At 69.0% G+C, this 8,288-nt stretch carries 6 protein-coding genes; 3 read left to right on the top strand and 3 right to left on the bottom strand.

Features of this window, described 5'->3' with window-relative positions; translation table 11 throughout:
* Positions 1–179: 179 nt before the first annotated feature.
* Entirely contained in the window at positions 180–1,181 is a 1,002-nt protein-coding gene (locus tag MU407_RS06025) for a hypothetical protein (protein ID WP_246956142.1), read from the top strand.
* Positions 1,181–1,693, top strand: a complete 513-nt coding sequence (locus MU407_RS06020) for a hypothetical protein (protein ID WP_246956140.1) — start codon at positions 1,181–1,183, stop codon at positions 1,691–1,693. Before MU407_RS06025 ends, MU407_RS06020 begins: the two co-directional genes overlap by 1 nt.
* A gap of 3 nt (positions 1,694–1,696) precedes the next feature.
* On the opposite strand, the gene MU407_RS14450 is transcribed toward MU407_RS06020, so the two are convergent.
* Entirely contained in the window at positions 1,697–2,836 is a 1,140-nt protein-coding gene (locus MU407_RS14450) for a glycosyltransferase (protein ID WP_246956138.1), read from the bottom strand.
* Positions 2,837–2,846: 10 nt separating this feature from the next.
* Positions 2,847–3,995, bottom strand: a complete 1,149-nt coding sequence (locus MU407_RS06010) for an NAD-dependent epimerase/dehydratase family protein (RefSeq protein ID WP_102234889.1) — start codon at positions 3,993–3,995, stop codon at positions 2,847–2,849.
* Between the two features lie 145 nt (positions 3,996–4,140).
* Here MU407_RS06010 and folP point away from each other — a divergent pair, with 145 nt between their 5' ends.
* Positions 4,141–5,022 carry a dihydropteroate synthase gene (gene folP, locus MU407_RS06005; protein ID WP_102234890.1) on the top strand — a complete coding sequence of 294 codons (882 nt, stop codon included), beginning with the start codon at positions 4,141–4,143 and terminating at the stop codon, positions 5,020–5,022.
* Positions 5,023–5,049: 27 nt separating this feature from the next.
* On the opposite strand, the gene MU407_RS06000 is transcribed toward folP, so the two are convergent.
* A complete protein-coding gene (locus MU407_RS06000; protein ID WP_246956136.1) occupies positions 5,050–8,157 on the bottom strand; it encodes a glycoside hydrolase family 38 C-terminal domain-containing protein in 3,108 nt (1,035 codons plus the stop codon).
* Between the last annotated feature and the right edge of the window lie 131 nt (positions 8,158–8,288).

Raw genomic sequence — 8,288 nt, 5'->3', positions numbered from 1 at the left:
TAGGCCACGTCGAGGTCTTCCTCATGCAGGTTGGGTCAGAGCTTCCAGCATGAAGGAGACCTCGACCTCTACCCCCACACCGACGCGCCCACCCCGCGACCACCTACACCCTCATCTGCGAAGAGCCGCATAACTGGCCCGAGCCCCGCAAGCGCAGCCGCAGATCCCGCGCCCGCTACGTGGGGCCACAGGAGGACAACCGCTTCTGGCACGGGGCTCTCGCGCTCTCCCCCGACGGCTCGCTCTTGGCCGCCAACCAGGAGCGGGACCGCCAGCTGCTCGGGCTCTCGCCAACCTGGGGGACCGTCATCTGGGAGACCGCGACCAGGCGCATCCGCACCGTGATCGGCACGGGGGTGGATCGGGCACTGGCCTGGCACCCGTCCGGCGACATGCTCGCGTGCGGCAGCCGGATGGACATCGACCTGACCGCGCTGGACGGGACGCTGCTGTGGCGCCTGGAGGGACATGGCGACCACCGCAAGGGCCCGGCCACCGCTGTGCTCGACCTCGCCTTCAGTCCCTCTGGGGACCGGCTTGCGTCCGTGGGCACTGACGGCACCGTGCGGCTGTGGTCGGTGGGCGCCCAGTGCGCTCCCGGCACGGTGCTGGCACTGCAGAGTATGCGGCCTGCCTCCGTCTCCTTCTCCCCCGATGGTGCTGAGCTGGCCGTCTGCGGACCGCGTGCGGCACCGCGCATCTATGACGCTGCCAGTGGTGAGCTGCTGCGCACGCTCGACGATGCCGCCCCGCATTCGGCGGGACTCGCACACACCGCCGACGGGACCCTGCTGATCGGCACAGGGTCACGCATGAATCGTGACTACACCCTCGACCCGGTCGATGCGGTGCTGGAGGAGGTCCAGTCCGACGGATCGATGCTCGAACTGCCTGCCCCGCAGGAGGCAGATGCCGGGATGATCTCCCCAGCCGCCGATGGGCGCATCGCGGTCAGCCCCCGGTTCGGCCACCGGATGATGATCTGGGATCGCGTGAGCGAGGAACGGATCGACCTGCCACGCCCCCCCGCACGCGGTGGGAACCACCTGCTTCTCCCCCGACGGGGACGTGCTGTACGCGATCTCCCCGCAGTTCGGCCCCGTGTACACCTCCGCCCAGCCCGACGCCCCGTGGGAAGCTGGATTCGAGCTTCCCTGACCCGCCCCGAAGGAGACCTGTGATGTCGTTCGATCAGTCGATGGAGACCTACGCGCTGGATCCCACCCCGGAGCACCTGAAGGTGCTGCAGCGGGACATCATGGCGCTGCCCGACTACGACCCGCTGGTGCAGATCGCCGCGGTAACCACGCCGCTGCAGCAGGCGGGCGATCACCAGGGGGTCGTCGATGCGCTGACCTCGCGGATGCCGGGGCTGTTCCTGGCCCCCGGCGCGCATGCGCGTCTGTTCCGCGCCTACACGGAGCTGGGCGATCAGGCCGCCGCGGACCGGGAGCGGAAGTTCGCGCTGCTGTCCATGGACGCGATCCGCAACAGCGGCACCGGTGAGGAGGAGCATCCCTTCCGGGTGCTGCGGGTCGAGGACCAGTACGAGGTGCTCGCGGCCCTCGGCCAGCATCCGAGCTCCCAGCGCACCCTGTCCGATGAGCGTGGCGACTTCGATGTCCACACCGTCGGCGAGGACCGCGAGGTGTGGTTCGAGCTGCTGTGGCGCGAGCGGGACCGGGAGGACTGACCGTCAACCGCCTGCTTTCGCGCTAACCCGGTGCTTCTGAATCGCCATCTCGTAGTAGCGCAGCAGGTCATCGGAGGCATTCTCCCAGGAGAACTTCTCCGCCTCCGCCCGCGCGGCCGTGCGGATCTGCTCGCGCAGCCCCGGATCGCCCAGTCGGTTCAGCGCCGCATCCAGGCTTGCCTGATCCCCGGAGTCGTACAGCAGGCCGTTCTTCCCATCGGTCACCTGTTCCATGGTGGGGCCGGAGCGGGCGGCGACCACGGGCAGGCCGGAGGCCATGCCCTCGAGGATCACCAGGCCCAGCGTCTCGGTGACCGAGGGGAACACGAACGCGTCGGCGCTCGCGAAGGCGCTCGCCAGCTCCTGCCCCTCCATGAACCCGGGGAACAGCGTGTTCGTGCCGGCGAACAGCTCCTCGAGCTCACGCCGGTACGGCCCATCGCCCACGATCGCGAGCGCCACATCGTCCCGTCGGTCCAGCATGGGCCGCAGCGTGTGGATCTCCTTCTCCGCCGCCAGACGCCCCACGAACACCAGGAGCTTCTTGTCCGGATGCCCGCCGGTGAGCCGTTCACGCATCTCCGGCGAGGCGAAACGCGGATGGAACTGCTCGGTGTCCACGCCGCGGCGCACCACATGCAGGTCCTGGATCCCGTGCTGCTCCAGCTCGATCTTCATCGACTCGGAGGTCGCGAGGTTGATGTCCGCGAGCGCATGGTTACGTTTGATCTGCCACCACACCGCCGGCTTGCCCCAGGTCCACGCCTTGTACAGGTCCATATAGCGCGGCAGATGCGTGTGGTAGCTGGCCAGCAGCGGGATCCGCCGACGGCGGGCCGCGAACGCCCCGGAGGAGGCCAGCAGGATCGGCTGGGCGGCGTGGACGATATCGGGGTGGAAGCCCTGGATGATGCCATCCACGGTGGGGTTGGGCAGGGTGAAGCGCCGATGCTTGTAGAACGGCAGGGTCACCGGGCGGATGCCCACCACCCGGGCCCCGTGATGCTCGGTGACGCCCAGATCCGGGGCGATCACCATGACCTCGTGCCCCAGGTCGGTGAACCGTTCGACGGCGTGGCGCAGGCGGGTCACCACGCCGTCGACGGAGGGGACGAAGGTCTCGGTGACGATCGCTATTTTCACGAAGAAGCGATCACTTCCAGGTGACGGTGGGCATGACCAGCTCACGCTTGACCCGGTCGGTGTTGTTCATCGCGACCTTCAGCACCTCGGCCAGGTGCGCATCGTCCAGCAGGTGCGGCTGAAGACCCAGGTCCAGCAGGTTGGTGTTGACCGCGTTGTAGTAGTGGTCGTACTTCTCCACGCGCGGGTTCTCGGTGTTCTCGATCGTGACGTCGAGGCCGAGGTCATTGCCGACCTTCTGCACCTTCTCGGCGAGCTCCTTGACGGAGAACTGCTCGGTGAACTGGTTGTAGACGCGGAACTCGCCGCGGTCAGCGGGGTTCTCGCAGGCGATCTCGATGCAGCGCACGGTGTCCTGGATGTCCAGGTAGCCGCGGGTCTGGGAGCCGTTGCCGTACACCGTGAGGGGGTGGCCGATGGCGGCCTGGATGATGAAGCGGTTCAGGGCCGTGCCGAACACCGCGTCGTAGTCGAAGCGGTTGACCAGGCGCGGGTCCAGGCGGGTCTCGTCGGTCTCGAGGCCGTAGACCACGCCCTGGTTGAGGTCGGTGGCGCGCACGCCCCAGATGCGGCAGGCGAACATGATGTTGTCGCTGTCGTGCACCTTGGTGAGGTGGTAGAAGGAGCCGGGCTGCTTGGGGTAGGGCAGGCGGTCCTTGCGGCCCTTGTGCTCGATCTCGATCCAGCCCTCTTCGATGTCGATGTTGGGCTGGCCGTACTCGCCCATCGTGCCGAGCTTCACCAGGTGGCAGTCGGGGGCGTAGTCCTTGATCGCCCACAGCACGTTCAGGGTGCCGTTGACGTTGTTGCGGTGGTTCTCGATCGCGTGCTCGCGGTCGATCATCGAGTACGGCGCGGAGCGGTGCTCGGCGAAGTGCACGAAGGCCTCGGGCTGGATCTCCTGGAAGATGCGGGAGACGGCCTCGTAGTCGGTGAGGTCGGCGATCTCCAGGGCGATCTCCTTGCCGGAGACCTCCTTCCAGGCCGCCACACGCTCGGGCAGCGGCAGGATCGGGGTCATGGAGTTCGAGCCCAGCTCCTCGTCGATCTCGCGACGCACCAGGTTGTCCACGATCGTGACGTCGTGGCCCTTCTGCGAGAGGTACAGGGCAGTGGGCCAGCCGCAGAAGCCATCTCCGCCAGCGACGACGATCTTCATCAGTGAGTCCTCCATGGGTCAGGTGCCATTCCCGGGACCGTTCCCGGGAATGGATTGTGCAACATGCGATGCACTCCTAAGTTAGTACGGGTGCGGCCCGGCTCAAAGACGAGAGGCGGCGGCCTGAACAGCGAAGGAACGCATCATGAACAGCCTGGATGATGGTGGGCGCAACCCGCGGCCGCTGCCGGATCTCGCACGCCGAGTGCTCGTGATGGCGATCGTCAACCGCACCCGCGACTCTTTCTACGACCAGGGACGGACCTGGCAGCTGGACGATGCGGTGAACGCAGGCCTCGCTGCCGCAGCGGCGGGCGCGGACATCATCGACGTGGGCGGCGTGAAGTTCGCGCCGGGCCGCGCAGTGCCCGTCACCGAGGAGATCGACCGGGCGGTCCCCGTCATCGCGCAATTGCGCGCGCAGCTGCCCGCTGAGGTGCTGCTCAGCGTGGACACCTTCCATGCGGCGGTCGCGCAGGAGGCGATCACAGCGGGCGCGGACATCATCAACGACACCACGGGGCTGGCCGATGCGCAGATGGCCCCGGTCATCGCGGCAGCCGACGCGAGCGTGGTGATCACGCATTCGGTCGCCGAGCCCCGTCGGCCCGTGCCGTCCCCGCAGTACGGGGACGTGGTCGAGGAGGTGCGCGACTTCCTGGCCGCCCGGCTGGAGCGCGCCCTCGAGGCGGGGGTGGCGCGCGAACGGATCATCCTGGATCCCGGCCCGGACCTGAACAAATCCACGGTCCAGACCCTCGAGCTGCTGCGCGATTGGCGCGAATACCGCGCCCTGGGGCTGCCGCTGCTGGCGGCGGTCTCCCGCAAGGACGTGATCGGCGAGTCGCTCGGGCTGCCCAAGGAGGAACGCCTCGAGGGATCGCTCGCCGCGGCCGCCTGGTGCATGCGGCAGGGCGCGCGGATCCTGCGCGTTCACGATGTGGAGCCGACAGTCCGCCTGGTGCGGATGCTCGAGGTTCTCGCCGGCTGGCGCGAACCGGCCGGGCCGCTCGTCCACAACGTGTGAGCGACCCGGCCGGTTCAGCCGTCGCGATCAGCCCTTCCGCGACACCCGCAGGGTCTTGATCTCGAAGGGCCGGAAGGCGAGGCGCACCGTACCGTCCTCGCCGCGCTCGAGCGCGGAGCGGAAGGCCGGGGCGTCCTCGTTGAACGGCCGCTCCAGCAGGTCCACCGCGGTGACCTCACCGCCGAGCGACGGATCCACCGCAACCTTCGCGGTGGTGCGCACGCCCTGGGACTCGTACAGGCGCAGCACGAGGTCGCCGGAGCGGTCCTCGGCGAGCTTCACGGTCTCCACCAGCACGCTGCTGTCCGCGCCATCGACACCATTGACCGTGACCAGCGGGGCGGCCAGCGCCTCCGCCGCCGCGACGGTGCGCTCGGGCAGGTTGATGCGGTAGCCCTCCTCGATCGCGCCGTCGATGCCGGTGCCGGGGCGCACGGACACGCGCAGGCGGTACTGGCCGTGGTCGGCGCCCGGGTCCGGGTACTCGGGGGCGCGCACCAGGGTCAGACGGGTCGTCGTGGTGGTGCCGCCGTCATCCTCGCGGACCGAGCGCAGGACGTCGTGCCCGTAGCTGGAGTCGTTCGCGATCGCCACGCCGTACTCACCCTCGGCCACGTGCACGAAGCGGTGCGCGCAGGTCTCGAAGCGGGCGAAGTCCCAGCTGGTGTTGACCGGGATGGGCCGATCCACGTGGCCGAACTGGATCTGGCTGGACATGTGCGCAGCCCGCACATCGAGGCCGAAGCCCAGCTTGAGCGCCTTCTTCGTCTCCTGCCAGTCGATGTCGTGGACGATCTCCAGGGACTGATCGCCCGGGCGCAGCACGTAGGTCTTGATGATCTGCGAGCCAGCGCCGGTGACACCGGAGGTCTCCGCGCCAGCCTCCAGCGCGGTGGTGTAGGTGCAGGCCACGCGCACCTCATCGGCCTCTTCGGTGACCTCGATGGAGGTGGGGGCATCGAGGTCGCGCACCACGTGGCGGTAGAACTCGTCGATGTCCCAGGCGTCCCACTGGTTGGGGGTGTCGCGGTGCAGCTGCAGCAGCGCGCCCTTCGCCCCGGGGGCGATGGCCTCGCGGCCGCTCGCGGCATCGACCAGGGAGACGATGTCCCCGGCGCCATCGATCACCGCGGTCAGCGCGGCGTTCGCGAGCGTGATCCGATCTCCCTCGCGCGTGAGGGTCACCGGCTCCGGGTCATCCGCAGGAGCGGCGGCGCCGTAGGCGGCCACGCCCCGACGGGTCACCGGCGCGGTGTTGACCAGCAGCGCATCCTCACCCTCGGCGACCCCGGAGCCGAGCGCCTCCAGGGCGCTGGCGATGATCGCCTCGACGCGCTCGGCCAGCGCGGCATACTCGGTCTCGGCCTGGCGGTGCACCCAGGCGATCGAGGAGCCGGGCAGGATGTCGTGGAACTGGTTCAGCAGCGTGGTGTGCCACAGCTCCTCGAGCTCATCGTGCGGGTAGGCGAAGTCGCTGCGCAGCGCGGCGAGGGTGGCGAGGAACTCCGCCTCGTGCAGCAGGTGCTCGCTGCGGCGGTTGCCCTGCTTGGTGGCCAGCTGTGCGGAGTAGGTGCCGCGGTGCAGCTCGAGGTACAGCTCGCCGTTCCACACCGGGGCGTCGGGGTACTCCTCCTTCGCCCGGTCGAAGAACTCATCGGAGGTGCCGAACTCGACCTTCGGGGATCCTTCGAGGTCCTTCGCACGCCGACCCGCGGCCATCATCTCGCGGGTGGGTCCGCCACCGCCGTCGCCCCAGCCGAACAGGTCGATCCCGATGCTCGAGCGGCCCTTCTCCTTGAAGTTGCGCTCGAAGTAGGCCAGCTCCTTGCCGGAGAGCATGCCGTTGTAGGTGTCCGCGGGCGGGAAGTGGGTGAACACCTTCGTGCCGTCGATGCCCTCCCAGTGGAAGGTGTGGTGCGGGAAGGTGTTGATCTGGTTCCAGGACACCTTCTGGGTGAGGAAGTTCGACTGCCCGGCGAGCGCGGCGATCTGCGGCAGCGCGGCGGAGTAGCCGAAGGAGTCCGGCAGCCAGGTCTCGCGGGTCTCCACGTCGAAGTTCTCCAGGAAGAACCGCTTACCGGCGATGAACTGGCGGGCCATCGCCTCGGAGCCGGGCATGTTGGTGTCCGACTCCACCCACATGCCGCCGACGGGCACGAAGCGGCCCTCGGCCACCCGCTCGGTGATGCGGGCGAACAGCTCGGGGTAGCGCTCCTTGAGCCAGGCGTACTGCTGGGCGGAGGAGGCGGAGAAGACCATCTCGGGGTCGTTCTCGATGAGGGTGCAGGCGTTGGAGAAGGTGCGGGCCACCTTGCGGACCGTCTCGCGGACGGGCCACAGCCAGGCGGAGTCGATGTGGGCGTGTCCGGTGGCGAGCACCGTGAGCGCGGAGGAACCGGCCGGGCGGCCGAGCGCCGGGGCGAGCACCTCGCGGGCGGCGCGGGCGGTGCCGGGCATGTCATCGGGATCCGCGGCGTCGCAGGCGGCCTCGAGGGCCCGCAGGATCTCGTGGCGGCGCTGGCTGTGCTCGGGCAGCTCGAGCATCAGTCCGGCGAGGGCCCGGAAGTCCTCGGCGAGCTCCCAGATGTTCTTGTCGCGGCGGGCCAGGTGCAGCTCCTTGACGGAGTACAGGTCCTCCTCGGGGATGGTGGCGAGGTCACCCAGCGGCGTGGGCTTGAAGTCCCAGCTCCCGGCCACCAGCGGGTTGGCGGCGCATTCGAGGTAGAGGTCGATCTCCTCGCCGGGGGTGACGGGCACGTAGCGGTTGAAGGGGTTGATGGCCTTGACGGGCACACCATCGGGGGTGAACACGAGCGCCTCGGCCTGGAAGCCGGGCATGCCGGTGAAGGCGAGGTCCACGACGAGTTCGCAGCCGGAGTTCTCATCGTCGGCCCACTGTGCAGGGACGGTGCCGGTCACGTGCAGCCAGGTGGTGGACCAGGCGCGACCCAGCGGCGCGCCCACCTCGAGCGGCTCGTAGTCCAGGCCGATGGCCTCCTGCGCGGGGATCGGCTCGCCGGGCAGGCGGTGCGCCGTGATGGTCACCTCCGCCGTGTCCTGATAGATCTTCGCGGCCAGGTTGTCCTGGGCGAAACGGCGGATGCGAGCCTCGGTGAGCTCCCTGTCGTCGAACATGGTGCGACTCCTGTGCGCGTTCGCGGGCGGGGGTGTTTTCTGCGGTGGTGCCTGAGCGGCGCGGGCCATCAGCGGTCCCGGGGTGCACCGACTTTATCGGCTCACCAGGGCACTGGTCACACCATCGTCCC

The organism is Brachybacterium sp. Marseille-Q7125 (assembly GCF_023062615.1).
Taxonomy (GTDB): Bacteria; Actinomycetota; Actinomycetes; order Actinomycetales; family Dermabacteraceae; genus Brachybacterium.
The sequence above is the reverse complement of the archived record's forward strand: the minus strand, read 5'-3'. Positions and strand labels throughout refer to the sequence as shown.